General features: G+C 65.7%; 19 protein-coding genes. 13 read left to right on the top strand and 6 right to left on the bottom strand.

Annotated elements, in window-relative coordinates:
- The first annotated feature begins 22 nt into the window (after positions 1–22).
- Positions 23–736 carry a GntR family transcriptional regulator gene (locus ACZ1J6_RS03835; RefSeq protein WP_431569049.1) on the top strand — a complete coding sequence of 238 codons (714 nt, stop codon included), beginning with the start codon at positions 23–25 and terminating at the stop codon, positions 734–736.
- Between the two features lie 45 nt (positions 737–781).
- On the opposite strand, the gene ACZ1J6_RS03840 is transcribed toward ACZ1J6_RS03835, so the two are convergent.
- Positions 782–2,434: an FAD-binding protein gene (locus tag ACZ1J6_RS03840; protein WP_431569048.1), complete on the bottom strand. Its 1,653-nt coding sequence runs from the start codon at positions 2,432–2,434 to the stop codon at positions 782–784.
- Between the two features lie 287 nt (positions 2,435–2,721).
- Here ACZ1J6_RS03840 and ACZ1J6_RS03845 point away from each other — a divergent pair, with 287 nt between their 5' ends.
- From ACZ1J6_RS03845 to ACZ1J6_RS03880, 8 genes are all read left to right on the top strand, one after another.
- Positions 2,722–3,204: a hypothetical protein gene (locus ACZ1J6_RS03845; protein WP_431569047.1), complete on the top strand. Its 483-nt coding sequence runs from the start codon at positions 2,722–2,724 to the stop codon at positions 3,202–3,204.
- A gap of 132 nt (positions 3,205–3,336) precedes the next feature.
- On the top strand, positions 3,337–4,824 hold the full coding sequence (locus ACZ1J6_RS03850; RefSeq protein ID WP_431569046.1) for a carboxylesterase/lipase family protein: 1,488 nt from the start codon (positions 3,337–3,339) through the stop codon (positions 4,822–4,824).
- Between the two features lie 9 nt (positions 4,825–4,833).
- On the top strand, positions 4,834–5,595 hold the full coding sequence (locus ACZ1J6_RS03855) for an SDR family NAD(P)-dependent oxidoreductase (protein WP_431569045.1): 762 nt from the start codon (positions 4,834–4,836) through the stop codon (positions 5,593–5,595).
- A gap of 268 nt (positions 5,596–5,863) precedes the next feature.
- Entirely contained in the window at positions 5,864–7,984 is a 2,121-nt protein-coding gene (locus ACZ1J6_RS03860; protein WP_431569044.1) for a TonB-dependent receptor, read from the top strand.
- Between the two features lie 4 nt (positions 7,985–7,988).
- Positions 7,989–9,398 carry an FAD-binding oxidoreductase gene (locus ACZ1J6_RS03865; protein WP_431569043.1) on the top strand — a complete coding sequence of 470 codons (1,410 nt, stop codon included), beginning with the start codon at positions 7,989–7,991 and terminating at the stop codon, positions 9,396–9,398.
- Positions 9,399–9,493: 95 nt separating this feature from the next.
- On the top strand, positions 9,494–10,804 hold the full coding sequence (locus tag ACZ1J6_RS03870; protein ID WP_431569042.1) for an MFS transporter: 1,311 nt from the start codon (positions 9,494–9,496) through the stop codon (positions 10,802–10,804).
- Positions 10,805–10,877: 73 nt separating this feature from the next.
- The gene (locus tag ACZ1J6_RS03875) at positions 10,878–11,654 is read left to right on the top strand and encodes a helix-turn-helix domain-containing protein (protein ID WP_431569041.1); all 777 of its coding nucleotides are present in this window, start codon (positions 10,878–10,880) and stop codon (positions 11,652–11,654) included.
- Positions 11,651–12,370, top strand: a complete 720-nt coding sequence (locus tag ACZ1J6_RS03880) for a FadR/GntR family transcriptional regulator (protein WP_314466236.1) — start codon at positions 11,651–11,653, stop codon at positions 12,368–12,370. The genes ACZ1J6_RS03875 and ACZ1J6_RS03880 overlap by 4 nt, the downstream gene beginning before the upstream one ends.
- A 20-nt stretch (positions 12,371–12,390) precedes the next feature.
- Here ACZ1J6_RS03880 and ACZ1J6_RS03885 read toward each other — a convergent pair whose 3' ends face one another.
- Together ACZ1J6_RS03885 and ACZ1J6_RS03890 are read right to left on the bottom strand one after the other, a co-directional pair.
- A complete protein-coding gene (locus ACZ1J6_RS03885) occupies positions 12,391–12,945 on the bottom strand; it encodes a GNAT family N-acetyltransferase (protein WP_431569040.1) in 555 nt (184 codons plus the stop codon).
- Positions 12,946–13,003: 58 nt separating this feature from the next.
- The gene (locus tag ACZ1J6_RS03890; protein WP_431569039.1) at positions 13,004–13,414 is read right to left on the bottom strand and encodes an SRPBCC family protein; all 411 of its coding nucleotides are present in this window, start codon (positions 13,412–13,414) and stop codon (positions 13,004–13,006) included.
- A 168-nt stretch (positions 13,415–13,582) separates the two neighbouring features.
- Here ACZ1J6_RS03890 and dinB point away from each other — a divergent pair, with 168 nt between their 5' ends.
- Positions 13,583–14,665, top strand: coding sequence for a DNA polymerase IV (gene dinB, locus ACZ1J6_RS03895; protein WP_431569038.1), 1,083 nt, complete (start codon positions 13,583–13,585; stop codon positions 14,663–14,665).
- A gap of 18 nt (positions 14,666–14,683) precedes the next feature.
- Here dinB and ACZ1J6_RS03900 read toward each other — a convergent pair whose 3' ends face one another.
- Complete coding sequence (locus tag ACZ1J6_RS03900) at positions 14,684–15,805, bottom strand: zinc-binding dehydrogenase (protein ID WP_431569037.1); 1,122 nt, start codon at positions 15,803–15,805, stop codon at positions 14,684–14,686.
- A gap of 252 nt (positions 15,806–16,057) precedes the next feature.
- Between ACZ1J6_RS03900 and ACZ1J6_RS03905 the strand changes: the two genes are divergently transcribed.
- Positions 16,058–17,668 carry an FAD-dependent oxidoreductase gene (locus ACZ1J6_RS03905; protein WP_431569118.1) on the top strand — a complete coding sequence of 537 codons (1,611 nt, stop codon included), beginning with the start codon at positions 16,058–16,060 and terminating at the stop codon, positions 17,666–17,668.
- A gap of 39 nt (positions 17,669–17,707) precedes the next feature.
- Here the strand turns inward: ACZ1J6_RS03905 and ACZ1J6_RS03910 are convergent, their stop codons facing one another.
- Entirely contained in the window at positions 17,708–18,604 is an 897-nt protein-coding gene (locus tag ACZ1J6_RS03910) for a dihydrodipicolinate synthase family protein (RefSeq protein ID WP_431569036.1), read from the bottom strand.
- Positions 18,605–18,786: 182 nt separating this feature from the next.
- On the opposite strand from ACZ1J6_RS03910, the gene ACZ1J6_RS03915 reads away from it, so the two are divergent.
- Entirely contained in the window at positions 18,787–19,323 is a 537-nt protein-coding gene (locus tag ACZ1J6_RS03915; RefSeq protein ID WP_431569035.1) for an AAA family ATPase, read from the top strand.
- Between the two features lie 19 nt (positions 19,324–19,342).
- Here the strand turns inward: ACZ1J6_RS03915 and ACZ1J6_RS03920 are convergent, their stop codons facing one another.
- Complete coding sequence (locus ACZ1J6_RS03920; RefSeq protein WP_431569034.1) at positions 19,343–20,251, bottom strand: SDR family NAD(P)-dependent oxidoreductase; 909 nt, start codon at positions 20,249–20,251, stop codon at positions 19,343–19,345.
- Here ACZ1J6_RS03920 and ACZ1J6_RS03925 point away from each other — a divergent pair.
- Positions 20,250–21,257, top strand: a complete 1,008-nt coding sequence (locus tag ACZ1J6_RS03925) for an IclR family transcriptional regulator (RefSeq protein ID WP_431569033.1) — start codon at positions 20,250–20,252, stop codon at positions 21,255–21,257. The genes ACZ1J6_RS03920 and ACZ1J6_RS03925 overlap by 2 nt on opposite strands.
- Positions 21,258–21,316: the final 59 nt, after the last annotated feature.

Here is a 21,316-nt window from a genome sequence, read left to right on the forward strand (position 1 = left end):
CTCGTGCCGACGAAAGCAGGCCATGGACGATGAACGGAATGCCCAAGCGCAAGGCGGTCGCCGGTTGAAGCCCGGCCAGCACGTCATCATCTCGTTGCGGCGGATGATCGCGGAAGGCAGTTTTCGTCCCGGCGAGCGGATCGCCGAGATCGCCACCGCAGAGGCCCTCGGCGTCTCGCGCATGCCGGTGCGCACGGCGCTGCGCGCGCTGGAGGCCGAGGGGCTGGTCGAAAAACTCGGGGCGCGTGGCTATGCGGCGCGCTCCATTTCCGCGGCCGACATTCACGGCGCGATCGAGGTTCGCGGCGTGCTGGAGGGCCTGGCGGCGCGGCGGCTCGCGGTGCGCGGACTGACCCCGGCCGAAGACGCACGCTTTGCGGCCTGCCTTGCCGAGGGAGAGGCGATCTTCGCGAAAGGCACTCTAGCCCAGGGCGATGTCGATCGTTTCCACGACTACAATCTGGCATTCCACAACCTGCTGGTGGAGGCCAGCGGCAACCCTTCGATCGGCCAGGCGCTGGAGCGGAACGACCATTTGCCGTTCGCTTCGGCTGTTGCGCTCGCGCTGGAAAACGAGCCGGCCGACGAATTCGCCCACCTCCATTCGGCGCACCGCGATCACCTGGCGGTAATTGCCGCGATCAGACTGGGGGATGCGCCGGCCGCGGAGCGCGGCATGGCCGAACATGCCCAGGCGGCACTGGGCAGCGAGCGCCTGTTCCAGCGCTTTCGCTGAGGGAACCGGCGCTGGGAAAGGTTGCGCCGGTCCGTCCGTCCCGCGTCAGTGATTGGGAATATACGTGCCGAGATGGCGCCCGGCGATATAGCCGAAAGTCATCCCCGGTCCCAAAGTCCCGCCCGCACCGCCATAGGCCTCGCCCAGCACGGCCGCCATGGCATTGCCTGCAGCGTAGAGGCCGGGGATCGGATGGCCGCTCCAGTCCAGTACCTGGGCATCGGCATTGGTCTTGGGGCCGCCGGCAGTCCCGAGCGCACCGGACTCCATCTTGACGGCATAATAGGGCCCCCGATCGATCACGCCCAGCGTCCGGTAAGGCGGGTCGAATTCGGCATCGCCCCACATATAGAAATTGTCGTAAGTGTTGTCTCCGCGGTTGAAGTCGTCGTCGTGCCCCTTGCGCACCATGTCGTTGAAACGAGCAACGGTGGCAGTCAGCCCCTTGGCATCGATGCCTGCCTGTTCCGCCAGTTCCTCCAGCGTGTCAGCCTTCATCATGAACGACGGGGTAGGGCCGCCCGGCGGCGTGTTGAAGGTCTGGTACTTTTCGCGGTAGCGCTGGTCGACGATCAGCCAGTAAGGCAGGTTGGCATAGGCGTGAGTGCCTGCATCGAAGGCGTGCAGTGCCTTGCCCATGGCGTTGTAATTGGCGGCCTCGTTGACGAAGCGCTTGCCGGCGCGGTTGACGAGGATGGCGCCGGGACGGGCGCGTTCGTCGGAGCCGAGCAGGTAGTTTGGCTTGGCCGCGCGGTGCTGCGGCTCGAATTCGAGCACGCTTTGCTGCCAGAAGGCATGCTGCATGTTGCCAAGCTGCGCGCCGGCCTCGATCGCCATGAGCAGGCCGTCGCCCTCGTTTTCCGGGACGCTGACCGGGCCGGTCAGCGGACCGCGCAGGAAGGTCTTCACCAGTGTCTCGTTCCATTCGAAACCGCCGGTGGCGATCACCACCCCGCGGCGCGCGCGCACGCGGAAATCGCGGCCATTGGCGTCTTCCGCCACGACGCCGACCACGCGGTCGCCGTCCTTCACCAGTTTGCGGGCGCGCTTTTCGAACTGGACGGGAATGTCGCGGTCCAGCACGGCCCGGAACAGCGATCCGGCCAGCGCTTGGCCCAGCCCCCGGTAGTCGCCCGCCTCGCGCTCCGCGAGTGTGGCTTCATCCAGCGTCCCGTTGATCGCTTCCATGAGGCTGCCGCGGACGGGATAGGCCATCTTCGTGGGATTGACCCGCGTTGCCCATTTGCCGAGTCTTTCGAAGGAAAAGGCATCGTTGTCCAGCGAGCGCCCGCCTTCGGGTTTCGCGCCTGGCATATAGGGCTGATAGTCGGGAAAATCGGCGTAGGCATGGAAGCGCACCGGCGTCCTGTCTGCCAGATAGCGGATCATTTCCGGCCCGCATTCCATGAAGGCGCCCAGCGTATCGGGATCGAGCGCGCCCGGAGCCAGGGCATCGAGGTAGGCCACCACGTCTTCGTCGGATTCCGCGATACCGGCCTCGACCTGGTGATGGTTGCCCGGGATCCAGAGCATGCCTCCGGACATGGCCGTGGTGCCGCCGACCATTCCGGTCTTCTCCAGGATGACGACATCCTTCGCGCCAAAATCGTGTGCGGAGATCGCCGCCGTCATGGCCGCGCCGCCGGATCCGAGCACCACGACGTCAGCTTCCAGGTCCCATTCGGGGACTTCGCCCATCCTTTGTCTCCCTTTTGCTTCGATTTTCCCGTGTCGATTTTTTTGGCGAGCGGCCCTGCCTCAACCCGGTCCTGCCGAGACTCGTTCGATGCGGGCGCTGCTTTGCGCACGAGACTAATGGCTGATTTTCTGAGCGTGACTGTCAGATTGAACAGGTCCCCGCATAGCCGCCGGGAGGAGCCGGCCTCGACCCGGTATTTCCCGCAAGCCACTGGAAAGAGCGGCGAACCCCGCCTATCCTGCCCGGCGATCGACCACATCCGGCAGCGAAGAAGGCAACCAAGGCGATGAAAGCCACTGCACTGCACATTCTCATGCCGCTCATCCTGCTGGCGGCCAGCGGTCCCGCAGCGCAGGCGGACGAGGCGCCGCCGCGCGCCGTCAGCCAGGGCGAGGCGACCCGCATCCTCGACCAGCGAGGGGCGGCACGGCTTCTGGCGAACAAGGGTTTGACCCTGCAATGGATCGACTGGGATCGACGCGGCAGCGCCGATGTCCGGCGCGAGGGCGATGTGTGGAAGCTGCATGGCACTCAGGCGGAAGCGGGCGGGCCGGGCAGGCTGGTGCTGGACGGCACGATAACCGAGATCGGCGCCGATTACTTCACCTTCCAGGGCCGCATCAGCATTACGAACACGCCGGATCCCGGCCGCTCATGCTCGCAGGACAAGTCTTGGCACTTCGCCATCACTCAGAACCGCAGCTATTACCGGCTGCGGGAATTCGAATGGTGCGACGCGTTGACCGACTACATCGACATCTATTTCTGACCGCCCGGCGGCGTTCCTCGGCCGGAAGGCAATCGAATTGCGCCGATCTGCATAGTAAAAGCAGGTGGGAGGAGGCCCCCAAGCCGCTATTCTCGCGTTGAAAAGCCGAGAAATGGCAGGGAGAAGGCAAGGGTGATCGTCCGGACAACAGCGGGAGCGATACGCGGCATCGTGGACGGAGGCGTCGCGCGGTTCAGGGGCGTGCCTTATGCGGCGGCACCGGTCGGCGCGGCCCGGTTTGCAATCCCGCGCGATCCGGCGCCATGGGACGGAGTGCGTGACGCTCTCCAACCCGGACCGAACGCCCCGCAGCGCGTCAAGGGGGTGCCTGGCCTCGACGCTGCGGCGCTTGTCGGCGAGGGCTGGCGGCACGGCGATGAATACCTGACGCTGGACGTATTCGCGCCCGGCGATGGCCAGGCCGAGGACGGCCGGAGAATACCGGTCATGGTGTTCATCCATGGCGGCGGCTTCGTGATCGGCAGCAAGGACGCGCCGGTCCAGGACGGCAGCAGCTTCGCGCGGGACGGTATCGTCTTCATTTCGATTAACTACCGCCTGGGTGTCGATGGTTTCCTGCCCATTCCGGGCGTGCCCACCAATCTCGGTCTGCGCGACATGCTTTTCGCGCTCGAATGGGTGCGGTGCAATGCCGTCTCGTTCGGCGGCGATCCGGGCAATGTCACGGTCTTCGGGGAATCCGCGGGCGCCATGGCGATCGCCGATCTTGTGGCCTCGCCGCTCGCCAAGGGCCTTTTCCGCCGGGCCATCGTTCAGAGCGGGCACGGCCGCATGACCCGCGACATCGCGGTGGCGCAGCGGCTCGTCCGCAAGCTGGCCAAGCTCCTGCGCATTTCCCCGGATGCGGAAGGCTATCGCAGTGTCGAGCCCGGCGAGACGTTGCTGGACGCGGTGGAGAAAGTCAGCCTGCCCACCACCCGGCTCGACTTGCGCGACGCCGAAGGGCACGAACCGGTGTTCGGCATCAGCCGCTTCGTTCCGGTCCATGGCGACGATGTCCTGCCGTTGAAACCGCTCGATGCGCTGAAGGCCGGCACCGGCGCGGAAATAGACCTGCTGATCGGTACCAATGCCGAGGAGATGAACCTCTACTTCGTGCCGAGCGGGCTGCGTGAGAAGATCGGCAGGCTCCTGGCAACGTACGTGTTCCACCGCGTCCATCCGCATGCGCGCAAGCTGCTCAAGGCTTACGGCATGGGCCGCCGCGGGGTGAAGCCGGGCCATGCCTTCACAGATGCGGCGAACGATCTGGTCTTCCGCTGGCCGGCGCGCCGATTTGCCGAGGAACACCAGGGCCGAACGCATATGTACGAGTTCGAGTGGCGCTCCCCGCTGTTCGGCGGGTTGGGCGCCGCCCACGCCATGGAACTGCCCTTCGTGTTCGACTCCCTGGCCACGACGACCGGTCCCGACGGTCTTTGCGGGGAAAATCCTCCGCAGGAACTGGCAAACCGCGTCCACCGCATCTGGGTGGATTTCGCCCGCGACGGCAGCCTGCCTTGGCGCGAATTCACCCGAGAGCATCGCGCCGTGTTCCAGCTGGAACGCGGCGAAGCTGTCGAGGAACCGCCGTTCCCGATCGCCCCCTTCCTTCCCTGAGGACTTGCCATGTATCTTGAACGCTTGAAACTGGACGGGCGCCGCGCGCTCGTCACCGGGGGCGCCAGCGGCATAGGGCTCGCCTGCGTCGAGGCGCTGGCCGAGATGGGCGCCGAGGTGGTGATCGCCGACTTGTCCGAGGCCGCCATCGAGAGCGCCCGCGGGACCATGCGGGAAAAGGGCTATGTCTGCGAGGGCCGTGTCATGGACGTGACTCACTCCGCCCGGGTGACCCAGGTCGCCGATGAACTGGGTGCGATCGATATCCTGGTGAACAATGCCGGCATTGCGCGCAGCGAGACGGCGGCCGAAACGGTCGAGGACGAGCACTGGCTCAACGTCATCGATGTCAATCTCAACGGCACCTTCTGGTGCGCCCGCGCTTTCGGCCGGCACATGCTCGCGGCCGGGCGTGGCAGCGTGGTCAATGTCGGGTCGATGAGCGGCTTCATCGTCAATCGGCCGCAGGGTCAGAGCTATTACAACGCCTCGAAGGCGGCCGTCCATCAGCTCACGCGCAGCCTTGCCGCCGAGTGGGCGGACCGGGGCGTCAGGGTGAATGCCGTGGCGCCCACATACATCCGCACGCCGCTCAACGAGTTCGCCGACAAGCAGGGCGAGATGTATCGCCGCTGGATCGACTCCACGCCGATGGCCCGTCTCGGTGAAGTGGAGGAAGTCGCCTCTGTCGTCGCTTTCCTCGCTTCCGATGCGGCCAGCCTGATGACCGGCAGCATCGTGCTGGCCGATGGGGGCTACACCTGCTGGTAGCCGTAAGAGCACCAGCCATCTTCCACTCACGACGTCATCCTGGATCCGTTTCAGGATGACTTGTTTTATCGGCATTTTTCATGCGGGAAAACAGGCCTGCAGGCGCCCACCGTCTCCCCGCCGATGCCGATCGGTCAACACATTGCGCCGATCGGCAAACTCGAAATGACTCCCCAAGGACCTTTCAGATAGGTTAGACCTGTCTTATAGGTTGAATTGGCCGACTTGCCAGGCATGGACCTCGGCAGGCGGTAGCGAGGGAGGATCTATGAATCTCAGGGTTTGCCTGTCTGTCGGCGCATCGTGTCTAGCTCTGGCCGCATCGCCGGCTATCGCGCAGCAGGAGCGCGCACCGGCCGCTTCGGCCGATAGCGCCGCTCCCGAAATCGTCGTCACCGCACGCAAGCGCACCGAGACCCTGCTCGACGTACCCGTCGCGGTCACGGCCGTCTCGGGAGACACGCTGGCCAAGCGCAACATCAACTCCGTGCGCGAGGCAGCGGTGCTGACGCCCGGTCTCAATATCAGCAGCGACGGTGCCGGCCGCGCCTTCGTTTCGATCCGCGGCGTCGGCGTAACGCTTGTCCAGTCGGTCCAGCCTGGTGTCGGGCTGTTCGTGGACGGCATCTACCGCCCCAATACCGCTTACCTCAACAATCCGCTGCTCGACGTCGAGCGGATCGAAGTGCTGCGCGGCCCGCAAGGCACGCTTTACGGCAAGAACACGCTGGGCGGCGCGATCAATGTCATCACCCGCCAGCCCGGCAACGAGTTCGAGGCGCGCGGACAGGCCAGCTATGCCGGGCCGGACGATTCGTGGCTGGTTTCAGGCTCGGTCTCGGCGCCGATCGTTACGGACAAGCTGGCGGTTCGCGTCGGTGCCTCGCACCGCCAGCAGGACGGGTTCATCAACAACACCACGATCGGCGGCAAGTCGAACAAGTTCAATACGGACTCGGTCAGCGCCACGATCCGCGCGACGCCCACCGAAGACCTGACGCTGGTGGTCAACGGCTACTACGACTGGGTGAAGGGCACCAATGTCCCCTACGCCCGCGTCACCGGCCCTACCGACTATTCGCGCAGCAACCAGTTCAACACCTTGGGTACCACGACCTACAAGTATCGCGGCGTCAATGCCAAGGTCGAGACGCCGATCGAGGCCATCGCCACCACCGTGACGCTCCAGGCCGCCTACGACGCGCGCAACAGCAGCGCGCCCGATACCGACGGTGACTTCGGCCCGCTCAACATCGTGCGCCAGGCCTCCAGCGACAGCCTGCGCACCAAGACGGTGGAGCTGCGCTTCGACACCAAGCTCAGCGACCAGCTCTCCACCCTGTTTGGCCTGTTCTACAGCCGCGAGGATACGCGCTCCAACCAGGCGACGCTGATCGTTCCCTTCAATCTCACCAACAACAACAGCAACCGGACCAAGGCCGACACGTATGCCGCGTTCGGTACGGTGTTCTGGAAGCCCAATCCCGACTGGGAAGTGGCGCTGGGTCTGCGTTACGACCATGAGGACCGCTCGGCGAGCGGCGCGATCAACGCGGGCGCCGCGGGCAGTGTCGGCCTCAAGTCCGACCAGGTCGAACCGCGCCTTTCGGTCACGCGCCACTGGACGCCCGAACTGATGACGTACGCCTCGGTCGCACGCGGCTATCGCGGCGGCGGGTTCAATGCGGTGACCGCGCCCGTCCGCAAGTACAAGGGCGACTCCGCCTGGACTTACGAAGTGGGCACCAAGTACTTTTCGGCCGACCGCAGCTTCACCCTTTCGGGCGATCTCTTCTACAACGATTACAGCGACTACATTGGCCTCAATTCCATCGCTCCGTCCTCGACCGGCGGCCTTGTCACCGTCGATCTCAATTCGGGCGATGTCGAAAGCTACGGCGCGGAACTGGAGTTCAGCTATCGGCCGGTGGAGCAATGGACGCTCTCGGGCGGCGCCACCTACATGCATGCGCGCCTGACCGACTCCTCGCAATATACCGAGGTTACCGGCCGTACGCTGGCGACCGACCGGCTGACCTTCCAGCCGGACTGGATGTTCAACCTCTCCAGCGATTACGTCGTGCCGATCGGCGCGGACAGCCTGACCTTCAATGCCAGCGTCAATGGCAAAGGCAGCCGCTCCGCCGCCAGCCTGAACCAGACGACGCCCACGATCCTGAAAAGCTACGTCCTGTTCAATGGCTCCATCACCTATCGGATGGAAAACGGGATCGAGCTTTCCGTGTTCGGCAACAACTTGTTCAACAAGAAGTATTTCGACTCCTACATCGAAAAGACCACTCTGGCGCTGGCGGGCCTGCCGGCATCGGACCTGGGCATCATCGGCGACCTGCGACGCTACGGCGTGCGCGCAAGCTTCCGGTTCTGATCCGATGGGCGCGTCTCCCCCCCAACCGCCCCGCAAGCCCCTGCCGGAGGGCTTCCTTGATAGCCTTCACTCAGTCTTCGGGGAACGTCTGGCGACAGGCGAGGCGATCCGCAGCCAGCATGGCCAGAGCGAGGCCCATTTCGAGCCCGCGCTGCCGGACGCCGTGGTCTTCGCCCGTTCGACCGAGGACGTGGTCGAACTGGTAAGGCTCTGCGTGGCGGCCGGCGTGCCTATCGTGGCCTATGGCGCGGGCACGTCCATCGAGGGCAATGCCCTGCCGGTAAGGGGCGGCGTCACCGTCGATCTCAGCCAGATGGATGCGATCCTTGCAGTCAATGCCGAGGATTTCGACTGTACCGTCCAGGCCGGCGTTCGGCGCGAGCAGCTCAACGAACACTTGCGCGACCAGGGGCTGTTCTTTCCCATCGATCCGGGCGCCAATGCCACCATCGGCGGCATGGCGGCAACGCGGGCATCGGGCACCAACGCCGTGCGATATGGCACCATGCGTGAGGCGATCCTGTCGCTGCGGGTCGTTACGCCGGACGGCCGCGACATCCGCACCTCACGCCGGGCGCGCAAGTCGGCGGCGGGCTACGATCTCACTCGCTTGATGATCGGCAGCGAAGGCACCTTGGGCATCATCACCGAAGTGACCTTGCGCCTTCACGCCATTCCCGAAGCGATTTCCTCGGCCGTATGCAGTTTCGAGACGCTGGAAGGCGCGGTGGATACCGTGGTGCAGTCGATCCAGCTCGGCGTGCCGCTGGCGCGTGTCGAGATCCTGGACGATTTGCAGATGAAGGCGGTCAACCGCTGGTCGAAGCTCGACTACCCGGAACTGACCACGCTGTTCTTCGAATTCCACGGCTCAAGCCGCTATGTCGAGGAGCAGGTGGAAACCGTGCGCGAGATCGCCGACATGAACGGTGGCAGCGCCTTCCGCTGGTCTAACCTGCCGGAAGAGCGCTCGAAGCTCTGGAAGGCAAGGCACGAGGCCTATTACGCGGCCGTCAATTTGCGCCCCGGGGCCGTGGGCTGGGCGACCGACGTCTGCGTGCCGATCAGCCGCCTTGCCGAATGCATAACCGAGACCAAGCGCGACCTGGAAGGATCCAGCGTTCCGGGCACGATCCTGGGGCATGTGGGCGACGGCAATTTCCATGTCGTCTTCTCGATGGACCCCGATGCTCCCGCGGAGATGGAGGAAGTGGAGGCGATTAACGCCCGCCTGGTAGAGCGCGCGCTGGCGATGGACGGCACCTGCACCGGGGAGCACGGCATCGGCCTTGGCAAGCAGGACTGGCTCGTTGCCGAACTGGGCGAGGCGGTGGAGATGATGCGTCTCATCAAGCGGGCGCTCGATCCGCAGGACCTGTTCAATCCGGGCAAGATTTTCGCGTTTTCCGAGTGAAAACGCCTGAGCCAGGTTCCGCCGGGTCGGGCGGAACCGCCCGGTCGCCTTTGGTACCCCCCAGGCGGCCGGGTGACCTTTCGGGATCGCAAGACATGACCAGCCTCACTCTCGAAGCGCCGCGTTCGGTTCCCTCCTTCCGCCACCGGCTGATGCCGCTGCTGATCCTGGCGCTCGCCATGGCCGGCGGCTTCACGATGATGGGTTCTTTCAGCATGGTGCAGGAAGGCGCCAAGGCGGAAATGGGGCTGAGCGACTATGCCTTGGGCCTTGTCCAGGGCGTTTCGGCAGCGGTACCGCTGGTGGTCTTCTCGATCCCGATCGGCATTCTCGTCGACCGCCGCAACCGGGTTCGACTGCTGCTTCTGCTGGGGCTGGTCTGGACCGTGGGCACGCTCTTGACCGCTTTCGCGCAGAACCTGCCGGTGCTGTTCCTGGCGCGGATGATGGCGGGCATCGGCACGACTGGCGCGCTGACGGCCGCGCTCTCGCTGACCGCCGACCTCTGCGCGCCCGAGCAGCGGGGGCGGGCGATGCTGGTCGTGACCCTGGGCAAGTGCCTGGGCCAGGCAGGCGCTTTCGCGCTGGCGGGATGGCTGCTGGGCGCCATGATCCACGCGCCGCTTCCCTTCATGCACGGCCTTTCCCCATGGCGCGGAACCCATGTCCTGCTGGCCGCGATCAGCGTGTGCCTGATCCTGCCGCTGCTTGCCTTGCGGGAACCCGAGCGCCACGAAGTGGAGGCGAGCATCCATGCGCCGTTCGCGGTCGTCGTCCACGAACTCTGGGCCAGGCGGGCGTTCCTGATCCCGCTGTTCATCGGGCAAGTGAGCGTGGTCATGGCCGATGCGGCCGCCAGCATCTGGGCCTCGCCGGTCCTGTCGCGCAGCTATGGCCTGGCGCCTGAGGCCTTCGCCGGATGGATGGGCGCGCTGATCTTTTCGGCCGGGCTGGTGGGATCGATCCTCGGCGGGCTTGCGGCGGATCTTGGCCAGAAGACCGGGCGCCGGGGCGGTTTGCTGATCGGCGCGGTTCTGGCGGCCGCGGCAGGCGTACCGGCGGCACTGTTTCCCATTGCCCCGAGCGTGCCGCTGTTCGCCGCTGCGGTAGGCCTGCTGATGTTCTGCGGTACGGTCACCGGGCTGATAACTTCGGTGGCTCTCACCGTGCTGATCCCTAACGAACTGCGCGGATTGTCCATCGGCGCCTTCATCGCGCTGGCCGGGCTGGTCGGCTTCGGCGTGGCACCTTCGCTGGTGGCCTGGGTCAGCGGCCTGCTCGGCGGCGAGGCGCATCTGGGGCAGGGGCTGGCGATTGTCGGCGCTATCGTAGGCGCCGTCTCGGTCCTGGCGTTCCTCCAGGCCATGCGCCGGGCGCCGCTTTCCGCGACTTTGGAACCTATCTGATAGCTCTTGCAGAAGCTGTCAGATAGGTTATCCTGCCAGGAGGAGAGGAGGGGCGATGGAAAACGAATCCCCAATGGCTGCGATCGAAGTGTCGCCGGAAATGGTCAGTCTGGTTGGAGCAGGCCCCGTGCTGCCGCTCGATGCGCTATCGCCCCCAGCCGCGCCGGTCGCTTTCGTGGTCACGTTTGGCTCTGCGGGCATAGCAGCGACCTTGCGCTACGTGGCGGCCCCCGATTGCCCGTCTCTGGACGCCGAGCGGCAGGAGCGGGTGATCCTGCTGGTAGCACGCGCCGCTTGCGAGCGGATCCTGGGCGCGGCCTCGCTGCCCGCCGACGGTGCGCTCCATCACCTCCCGGCAGACTTGCGGGCCATAGCCCTGGCCATTCGCGATTGCGACCTGCCGGAAATGGCGCGCACGCCTTATCGTCTGGCCAAGAGCATCGAACTGCTTTGCGATATCCTGCGCGCTCAGGGGCAGGGCGATCTCGTGCCCGTCAGCCAGGACCGCGTGATTTCCAGCGCCGATACCCGCCGGCTTCTGGCCGCGCGCCGCATCATCGAGGAACGCTGGGCGGAAAAGTTGACGCTCGACATGATCGCCCGCGCAGCGGGTCTCAACCGCGCCAAGCTCACCCGCGGTTTCCGCGAGATGTTCGATTGCAGCGTGGCCGACGCCCTTGCCGATCAACGGCTGCGCCGGGCGGGACAGATGCTGCTGTCCACCGATCTGCCGGTCTCTTCCATCGGCTATCGCTGCGGCTATCTCAACAATGCCAGTTTCACCCGCGCCTTCGCCCGCAAGTTCGGGCAGGCGCCCACTTACTACCGCGCAGGGAGACTGGCCGCGTGACGACAAGGACGCTGGAAGGGCGAATGGCGGAGGGCGGCGGCTCGCTGGTGGAGCAGGCTGTTCAAGCCGTGCGCGGCCATATTCGTTCGAACGACCTCAAGGTGGGCGATACCCTGCCGGGTGAGGGGCAGTTCGCTGCCGATCTCGGTGTCAGTCGCGCCGTCATGCGCGAGGCTTTCGGGGCACTGGCTGCCCTGCGCCTGATCGACGTGGGCAATGGCCGACGTCCCCGCGTCGGTGCGATCGACGGCTCGGTGATCGGCACCTCGCTGGACCATGCCGTGGCGACATCGCAGATCAGCGTGGCCGAAGTATGGGACGTGCGCCGCACCGTCGAAGTCCGCATCGCCGCGCTGGCGGCCGAGAAACGCAGCGACCTTCAGGCCGAGCAGATCCTCGCTCTCTCGGAATCCATGGCCCGCGCCGATGGCAACATGGCACAGATCACGGCCTTCGATACTGCCTTCCACCAGGTGATCGCGGCCGCCTCGGGCAATTTCCTGTTCAGCCAGATCGTCCGCTCTTTCGAGCCGCAGATGGAGTTCGCCGTGCCGCGCGCCTGGGATACCCGGCGGACCGAGGAAGAGAAGGCGGCGATCCTCAGTCTCCACCGCCGCATCGCCCAGACCATTGCCGACCGTGATCCGGACGCGGCGGCTGCGGCCATGACCGCCCATTTCGACGCATCGATCGGCGATCAGCTGCTGAACGGATAGGGCTGGGCTATCCGCTCCGTTCAGCCGCCCCATTCCGAGGCGAGCAGGCCAAAGATCAGCGAATCGCGAATGCCGATGTGAGTGTGCCATTCGCCGCGCAGATGACCTTCCAGCCGGAAGCCCAGGCTTTCCAGCAGAGCAATCGAACCGCGATTGTCGGGGTCGGTATCGGCGAAAACGCGCCGCTGGCCCTCCGCGAAAAGCTGTCCGATCACTGCGGCGACGGCCTCGCGGCCGATCCCGCGGCCCTGCGCCTCCCGCGAGAGGAGATAGCCGACCTCGCTGACACCTTGCCGTTTGCTCCCGGCCGAGACGAAGCCGATGGCATGGCGGCTTCCAGTTTCCAGGATCGCCCAGGTTCGCCACGATCCGGCTTTCTCCAACCCGAAATCCTCGCGCAGTTCGCGCGGGTCGGCAAAAGGCGCTCGGGACCACCATGTCATGATCCCCGGATCGGACATCGCCGGGAACAGGGCTTCGGCATCGTCAGGCGTCCGCCCGCGCAAGGTCAGCCGCTCAGTGACGATGACGGGCAGTGCCTGGTTCTCGCTCACCGCTTGATCTTTCGATGTCATCCTTGTCGTCCCCTGCCTGGCCGGATGCGTTACATTATCACCGTTCCGGTCGATCTCGTCATTCGGCGCTTTCCGCCTCCAGCAGGCGTTTGAGCGCCTCGAGATCCTTCGTCACCGTGGCGGCGTCCGCAAAGAAGTCCTCGTCGGACATGCCGGGCTGACGAAACAGGAGGAAGACAACTTCGGTCCCCTCGCCATTGGCGACGAGGCGCAGGGGTATGTAGATTTCCGGCTTGCCGGGCAGGGATACCCAGTGATCGAGCACGCCGAAAGCATTGGGCGGGCTGAACCGCACGGTGGCCGTGCCCGCGGGCGTTTCGGCCAGCCAGCGCTCGCCGTCCCGGTGCAGCGAGGATGACATGCCGGAGGCCCATTCCGGAAAGTTTTCAGGCGGGGATGCGAAGGCATAGGCCGCATCGAACCGGCAGTCGATCGTGCGTGTAATGGCGCGCGCGTCAAGGATCGTCATGGTCGGCTCCAACGGGGCATCGATGTTCCCGAGATAGTCCGCGAGATAGGTATTGCCTGCGCCTTTCGCTTGCCGCCGAAAAGGCAGCCGTGCCGGAAATCCGACGGATCGAACAGTCCACGCACGTCATGTGTTCACATTTTGTTCGCGCAGTGCTAGGCCGCCCATATGCCGGATGCTGCGGACAGGAAGATCATTCACGTCGACATGGACGCATTCTTTGCGTCGGTCGAGCAGCGGGACGATCCTGCACTGCGGGGAAAGCCCGTGGCGGTCGGCCATGCTGCTGCGCGGGGCGTGGTGGCGGCGGCCAGTTATGAGGCGCGCAAGTTCGGCGTGCGCTCTGCGCTGCCATCGGTCACGGCGCTGCGCCGCTGCCCGGACCTGCTGTTCGTGCCGCCGCGGTTCGACGTCTACAAGGCCGTGTCGCGGCAGATCCACGCGATCTTTTCTGACTATACCGATCTCGTCCAGCCGCTCTCGCTCGATGAGGCTTATCTCGATGTCACCGCCAATCGCCGCGGCCTTCCCACCGCGTGGAAGACCGCAAAGGAGATCCGCGCGCGCATCCTGGAGGAAACCGGCCTGACCGCTTCGGCGGGCATTTCCTACAACAAGTTTCTCGCCAAGCTGGCGTCGGACCAACGCAAGCCGAACGGGCAGTTCGCCGTGACGCCAGACATGGGGGCAGACTGGGTGGAGACGCTGCCAGTGAAGCGCTTCCACGGCGTGGGGCCGGTCACGGCGGCCAAGATGGAGCGGCTGGGCATCGAAACGGGCGCAGACTTGCGCGGCAAGTCGCTGGAATTCCTGCAGCGGCATTTCGGAAGCTCGGCCGAATGGTACTTCCGCATCGCGCGGGGCATAGACGAGCGGCCGGTCAATCCGGATCGTGAGCGCAAGTCCTCCGGCTCGGAAACCACGTTCGACCGGGATCTCACGCTCGACGCCGAGATCGAGGCCGGTGTGCTCGGTCAGGCTGACGATGTCTGGGCCTGGTGCGAGCGGGCGCAGGCCTTCGGGCGCACGGTGACGGTCAAGGTCAAGTACGGCGATTTCCAGCTCATCACGCGCAGCCGCACCCAGCCCGGCGTCGTCCGCCGCAATGAGGACTTGCGCGAGGCGAGCCTCGCGCTGATCCGCTCCGTCCTCCCGACCGACAAGGGCATACGTCTGGTGGGCGTTACCGTGTCGAACTTCGACAAGCCCGAGGAAGAGGAAGCGGCCTTGCCGCTGTTCGGCGCCCGCTGACCGCCATGCCGACAGGCTTCAGCCGAGGCTCGGATCGATCAGGAACTTCTCGCCCGTCGCCTTGCGCTCGTAGACGCGCAGCACGTCGGGATCGAGCGCCTGGGCCAGGCCGATGACGCGGGAATAATGGCTGGCGAACGTCGTATCGAGTTCCGCCACCACGCGGCTGCGCAGCTTCATCGCCACTTCGGGGCCGGCTTTCTGGAGGAAGGGGAAGAGCAGCCAGCCCGAGAGGCCCCACTGGAACCCGAAGGCAAGGCGGTTCAGCACCGTGGGGGAGGGGTCCAGGGCGCCGTAGATATAGAGCTGCTTGAACTCCATGGAGCCGTAACGGCTGTATTCCGTCATCCGCTTCAACGAAGCCCGTTCCATGGCCTGGAGGATCGTGCCGGGAAGCGTGCCGCCGCCGATGGCATCGAAAGCGACGGTGGCGCCGGTCTGCTCGACGGCCTCGGCCAGCCGGGCGCCGAAGTCCTCGTCCTGGCTGTTGACGATGTGCTTGGCGCCGATCTTGCGCAGAATGTCGGCCTGCTGCTCGGAGCGGACGATATTGACCAAGGGGATGCCGTCGTCGAGGCAGATCTTCTGCAGCATCTGCCCCAGGTTAGAGGCCGCTGCGGTATGAACGATGGCCTTGTGCCCTTCGCGCCTAGCCGTTTCGACGAAGCCCAGGGCCGTCAGCGGGTTGACGAACATCGAGGCGCCCTGGGCCGAAGTCGCGCCATCGGGCAGGGGGATCACGTCGCTGGCCTTGATGCGGCGATAGTCGGCGAACATGCCGCCGCCGATCATGCCGACCCGCTTGCCCTTCAGCGCCGCCGCGCCGCCGCCCGCTGCGACGACGATGCCGGCCCCTTCGTTGCCGACGGACATCGACTGGCCAAGCCGGCCGGATACGGCGGACATGCGGCTCTCCGGAATGGCGAAACGCAGACGCGGGCGATCGCCTTCGAGCTTTTCCATGGTGGAGACATCCGCCGGGCCGAGGAGCAGGCCGAGATCGCTCGGATTGATCGGTGCGGCCTCCACGCGCACGACGATCTCGTCGTCGGCCGGCTCGTCGATGCGAACGTCCTCAAGCGACAGGGTGAGCCTGCCGTCCTCGATCGTCGATCTCAGTTCGCGTCCAGTGAGGTCCATGATCTTCTCCGGTTGGCGGCCGAGGGGGCCGAAGCTGGCAGGGCGCTCTACAGCGCGGCACGTCCGGGCCAACTTAGTCGGCCCCGCCTGCTGTGCAAGGCGTCCGGTCGCCCGAGGCGGTCATGAGAGCCGCGTGGGCGGCGGCCGGCATGGCCAGGGATCGGATCGTCGCCCGAAGGTTGCCAAGGATTGCGGGAAGCCGCATGTCAGGGACTAGCGAGCACGCCCGATCCGTGAAGCTGGAGACACGTCCTGGAAACCATAGGCAGAGATCTTCGCGAGATGCAGCGGGTGCCCCTGGCAGCCTCTCACGTCGCCGCCCTTCGCGATGCCGGATCCGAGGTGGAATATGCCGCGGGCACGCTCATCGTCGATACGGGCGATCCGGTCGACCGGTTCGTCTATGTCGAGGAAGGGGAGATTGAGGTCGTGAACCCGTTCACCCGGGAGCGGCACGTTCCATCGACGCTCGGGCCGACACAGTTCATGGGGGAGATGTCCTTCCTGGACGGCGGCAGCTGGTCCCTGCCGATGCGGACGGTCAGCGACACGAAGGTCATCGAGGTGCCGAGGCCGGTGATGTTGCGGCTGATGTCGGAAATTCCGGAAATGTCCGACATCATCATCACCGTGCTCGCCGCGCGGCGGCGGCGGCAGCTCGATGCCGGTGACGGGATGCTGGTACTCATCGGGGAGGACGAAGACGCGTCTATCCGCCGGATCGCCGAATTCGCCAGCCGCAATCGCTTTCCTTACACCAGCTACGCGCTGGGCAGCGAGGATGCCCGGCTCGTCGCCACAAGCTGCTCCGTTTCGGACGACACCCCCGCCGTCATTTTCGGGCGCAACAATGTCGTGGCGGACCCCACGCCGGACAAAGTGGCGCGCCTGCTGGGCCTCAATCGGGAACTGGTGGACGACGAGGAATTCGATGTCGTCATCGTCGGCGGCGGGCCTGCCGGCGTTGCGGCCGGTGTCTATGCCGGAGCCGAAGGCCTGCGGGCACTGGTGGTGGAAGATACGGCCATCGGCGGTCAGGCCGGAACCTCCAGTCGCATCGAGAACTACATGGGCTTTCCCACCGGCATTTCCGGCGCCGATCTCGTGTGGCGCGGCGAGGTTCAGGCGATGAAGTTCGGGACGCGCTTCGCCATGCCGCGGCGTGTCGTGAAGCTGGACCGGCTGGAGGACAAGCAGTTCTGCGCCACGTTCGACAACGGCCAGCGGGTGCGGGCCGGAGCCGTCGTCGTCGCCACGGGTGTCCAGTACCGCCGCTTGCCCATCGATGGCCTGGCGGAACTGGAGGGCAAGGGCGTCTACTACGCCGCCACCGAGAACGAGGCGCGTTTCTGCCGGAATGCACCGACCGTGGTGATCGGCGGCGGCAACTCGGCGGGGCAGGCGGCGATGTTCCTCAGCCGGTCCTCGGCCCATGTGAACGTGGTGGTGCGGGGCGGCACGCTGGCGGCATCCATGTCCAACTACCTGTCCAGTCGGCTCCAGGCCGACCCCGCTGTCTCGATCGACTACCAGTGCGAAGTCGTGGCGGTTCACGGGGATGGGAAGCTGGAATCCGTGACCATCCGCGACGCGCAGGGCACCCGCGAGCATCCCGCTTGCGCGCTGTTCATCATGGTCGGCGCCGCGCCGAACACGGAGTGGCTGGCGGACCTCATCACTCTCGACAACTGCGGTTTCGTGCAGACGGGCGAGAGCGTTGGCGGAAGCTCGCCTTACGCCACCTCCTGTCCGGGCATATTTGCGGTAGGCGACGTTCGGGCGAGATCGGTGAAGCGCGTCGCATCCTCGGTAGGGGAGGGGTCCGTGGTCATTTCCAGCGTGTGGAACCACATTCGGACGTGAGCGGGAGCCTGCCTCGGCATCGGCTGTCGAGGCTGGGCCTCAGATCGAAGTCATGCGCTCCATGGCCTCTTCCAGTCCATCGACGCGGTTTGCGCCGGTGAAGGCCTGCAAGGGGAGCGGCTGCCTGCCCGCCGGAAGTCCCAGCATTTCGGCTATCCCGTAGATGAGCCTCAGGCTGCCATGCTGCTGGAACAGGGACCACATCGGCGCGAAGGCCGCTTGCAGGCGGGCGGTTTCGGCCTGGTCGCCATTGCGGGCGGCCCGCGCCAGTCGAAGCGCGGGGGCGGGGAGGATGCCGGCAATCACGCTGTGCCAGGCATCCGCACCAGCCAGGAAAGCCGGCGCGGCGCACCAGTCTCCGCTGTAGCCGATCCGAAAATCCTCCGGCGCCGAGGCGCGAAGCTCGGCGATCTCGCCTGCGTAGTCCCCGCTTTCCAGTGGCGGCATTTTCACGGCGGCGATCCCGTCGACGTGAGACAGCGCGGCGATCAGCCCGTGGGAGAAGTTGAAATTGGTCGTGCCTGGATTGTTGTAGATGCAAAGCGGCAGGGCGGTGCTGCCCGCGGCGGCCTTGAAATGATCCGCCACTTCCCGTTCGGTCAGCTTGGCATAGGACATGGGCGCCAGCAGTAGCCCGCTCGCTCCGGCCCGTTCGGCCGCGGCGGCCAGTTCGCAGGTCCAGGAGGTGCGCAAGGCGCCCACGCCGACTACGACAGGCACGCGGCCGCCGGCTGCTTCCACCGCTGCGACGGCGGCGCGGTTTCTCTGGTCGCGGTCGAGATAGGCGTAAGTGCCTGTGCTGCCCAGCACGCCGATGGAATCGACGCCCGCACTCGCCAGCCGGTCCACCAGCAAGCCCAGAGCATCGGTATCGACGATACCGTTTTCGTCGGCAGGGGTGAGCGGAAAGGCGGAGAGGCCGGTGAAGATCGTCATGGGCAGCGGTCCATCAGCAAACATCGAAGGGGGGAGTTCTAGGACGGAGCCAGCAGGGGGAGCAACGCCTTGCGCAAGGCCGGATTTCGAACAGCGGGGGATCATTCTGAGGGCCGCGGCGGTGTCGGCAGACCGCCGCTTGCGCTATCCCCCTATCCGATCTCGAACGGAACATCGAACACATGACCGATCATCTCCATGTCATCACCGGCGGTCCTGGCTCGGGCAAGACCAGCCTGATCCAGGCCCTGGCCGCCGAGGGGTTCCGGCACATGCCGGAGGCGGGCAGAGCCATTATCCAGGACCAGGTCGATATCGGCGGCGAAGCTCTCCCCTGGGCGGATCGTGCGGCTTTCGCGGCATTGATGCTCAACTGGGAAATGCGCTCGCACCGTGAAGCTGCAGCCAGTCCCGGCACCGTGCTCTTCGATCGCGGCATCCCCGACGTGATCGGCTACCTGAGACTTTGCGGCTTGCCCGTTCCGGCGCCCGCAATGCGCGCGGCCGAACTGCGGCGATATGCCCCCAAAGTCTTCGTGGCCCCGCCATGGCCCGCGATTTTCCGGCAGGACGAGGAACGCAAGCAGACGCTGGCCGAGGCCGAGGCGACCTTTCATGTCATGATGGAGACCTACTCGGCGCTGGGCTATGCTCTTGTCACGCTGCCCCTGTCATCGATTGCTGAGCGCGTGAAGTTCGTTCTGGGGCATATTGCCTAGGCCCGTTTTCTCAGGCTGTTCAGGCGAGCGGGATGCCCAGTCCTTCCAGTTCACGCTCTGCCCAGAACAGGCGACCAGTATATTCCCATGGATTTTCGCAGGCCGCGAAGTAGACCATCATGCGCGCAGGCACCGTCATGGGCACGGCCACGCTGTCATCCAGCCCGCGCTCCTTGACGCGAATGGCGACCAGTTCGGTGGCGACAAGGCCCGGATGAAGGCCGATAATGGCGATGTTGCGGGCGTGCAGCTCGGGCGCCATGGCGTTGCCGAAGCGGTCGAGCGCGCGCTTGCTGGAATAGTATCCCGGCACGGCCAGGCTGAAGCCGCCGACGGCGCCGAGCTTGGGCAGCTCTTCCGGCTGACGAAAGACTTCGCCGCTGCCCGTGGACAAGTTGATGATGCGTCCGCCGCCGCGGGCTTCCATGATGGGAACCACCAGCTGCGTCAGCGTGAAGGGGGCGTGGACGTTGACTGCGAACTGGTAGAGCCATTCCTCGCGCGTGAGGTCGAGAAAGGGCTTGCCCCAGATGTCGCCGGTGGTGGCAGCGGCATTGTTGACCAATATGTCGACGCCGCCGAAGCGCGCCATGGCCGCATCGATCAGCGCGCGCAGATCGGCCTCTTCGGCAAGGTCCGTCGCGACCGCGATAGCCTCGCCGCCGGCGGCCTCGATGGCCGCAAGCGTCTCGCCGATCGTGCCGGGCAGCGAGGCATCCGTTTTAACGGTCCTTGCGGCGAGCACGACCCTGGCGCCGCGCCGCGCGAAGTCGAGCGCCGCTTGCTTACCCATCCCCCGGCTGGCGCCGGTTATGACCACCACTTTGCCCGCGATGTCGAGTTCGCGCTGACGCATGGCCGGGATCGACGGATATTCCGCCCCGACGGCGCTCTGGGCAAAAGCGACGTTCTCGGAAACCTTGCTCATGGACATCTCCCGTTATTCCAATATTGGAACGACACTGGATAATGCTGGAATGATGTGTCAGGGTGTCACCCAAGTCAACGCCGCCTTGGCGATGGTTGGAGCCGTCTCATTGTCCGATCCGTCGAATCCCACCACGCGCGTCATGGATGTCCTCAAATTCCTGGGTGCCCATCCGACCGAGCGTTTCACCCTGGCAGAGATCGCCCGGCACGTCGGGCTCAGCAATGGATCGGCGCATCGCCTGCTGACGACGATGGCCGCTGGGCAGTTTCTCTCGCGCCATGAGAAGCACCGCACCTATTCGCTCGGCCTATCGCTCGTCGCCATCGGCCAGGCCGCCATTGCCGGCCACCAGGGCATCGAGATCGCGCGGCGAGAGTTGGCGCGGCTCGCGGCCGAGCTGGATATGCAATGCAGCGCGAATTGCCTTGCGGACGAAGAGATCGTGGTGCTGGTCAAGGAAGGCAGGCCGCAATCCCACCTTGGGCTCACGCGCGTGGGAGAACGGCGCCCGCTCATGCCTCCGGTCGGGCTGTGCCACGTCGCCTGGGGCGACCAGACGCTGATCGACGGCTACATTGGCAAGGCTCGGCCTTTCATGGCGGCTTCCGTGCTCGATCATTTGTGCGATGCGTTGCCGCTGATCCGTGAGCGCGGTTATGCCGTCTGCGCGAATGGCCCGGGCGCCGCAGCCAGTCGCCAGGTCTTGGTGACGGCCAGCGATCAGGTCCGCGACGATGCCTATTGGACGCGGGTGCACGAACTGATCGGGCAGCTCTCGGCGGACGAGATCCAGCTGGTCGACCTCGCGCGGGCGGAGGGGGCAGGCGTCAGCTACATAGCTGCCCCGGTGTTCTCGCCGGAGGCAACGGTGGCATTCCAGCTGGTGGTGACGGGGCTGCCGACCGACCTCGATCGGCGCAAGATCGAAGTCTGCGCGCAGCGGTTATGCGCGGCGGCGGCCGTGGTGACCGCCGAGATGCACGGGCGCCATCCCGCGGGCTGAAGTGGGAGCGGCTTGCATTTTGCGGCCAGCGCATCAGGGCCGGGGGTCAGTTTCCGCTG

The organism is Novosphingobium sp. BL-S-21 (genome assembly GCF_055521655.1).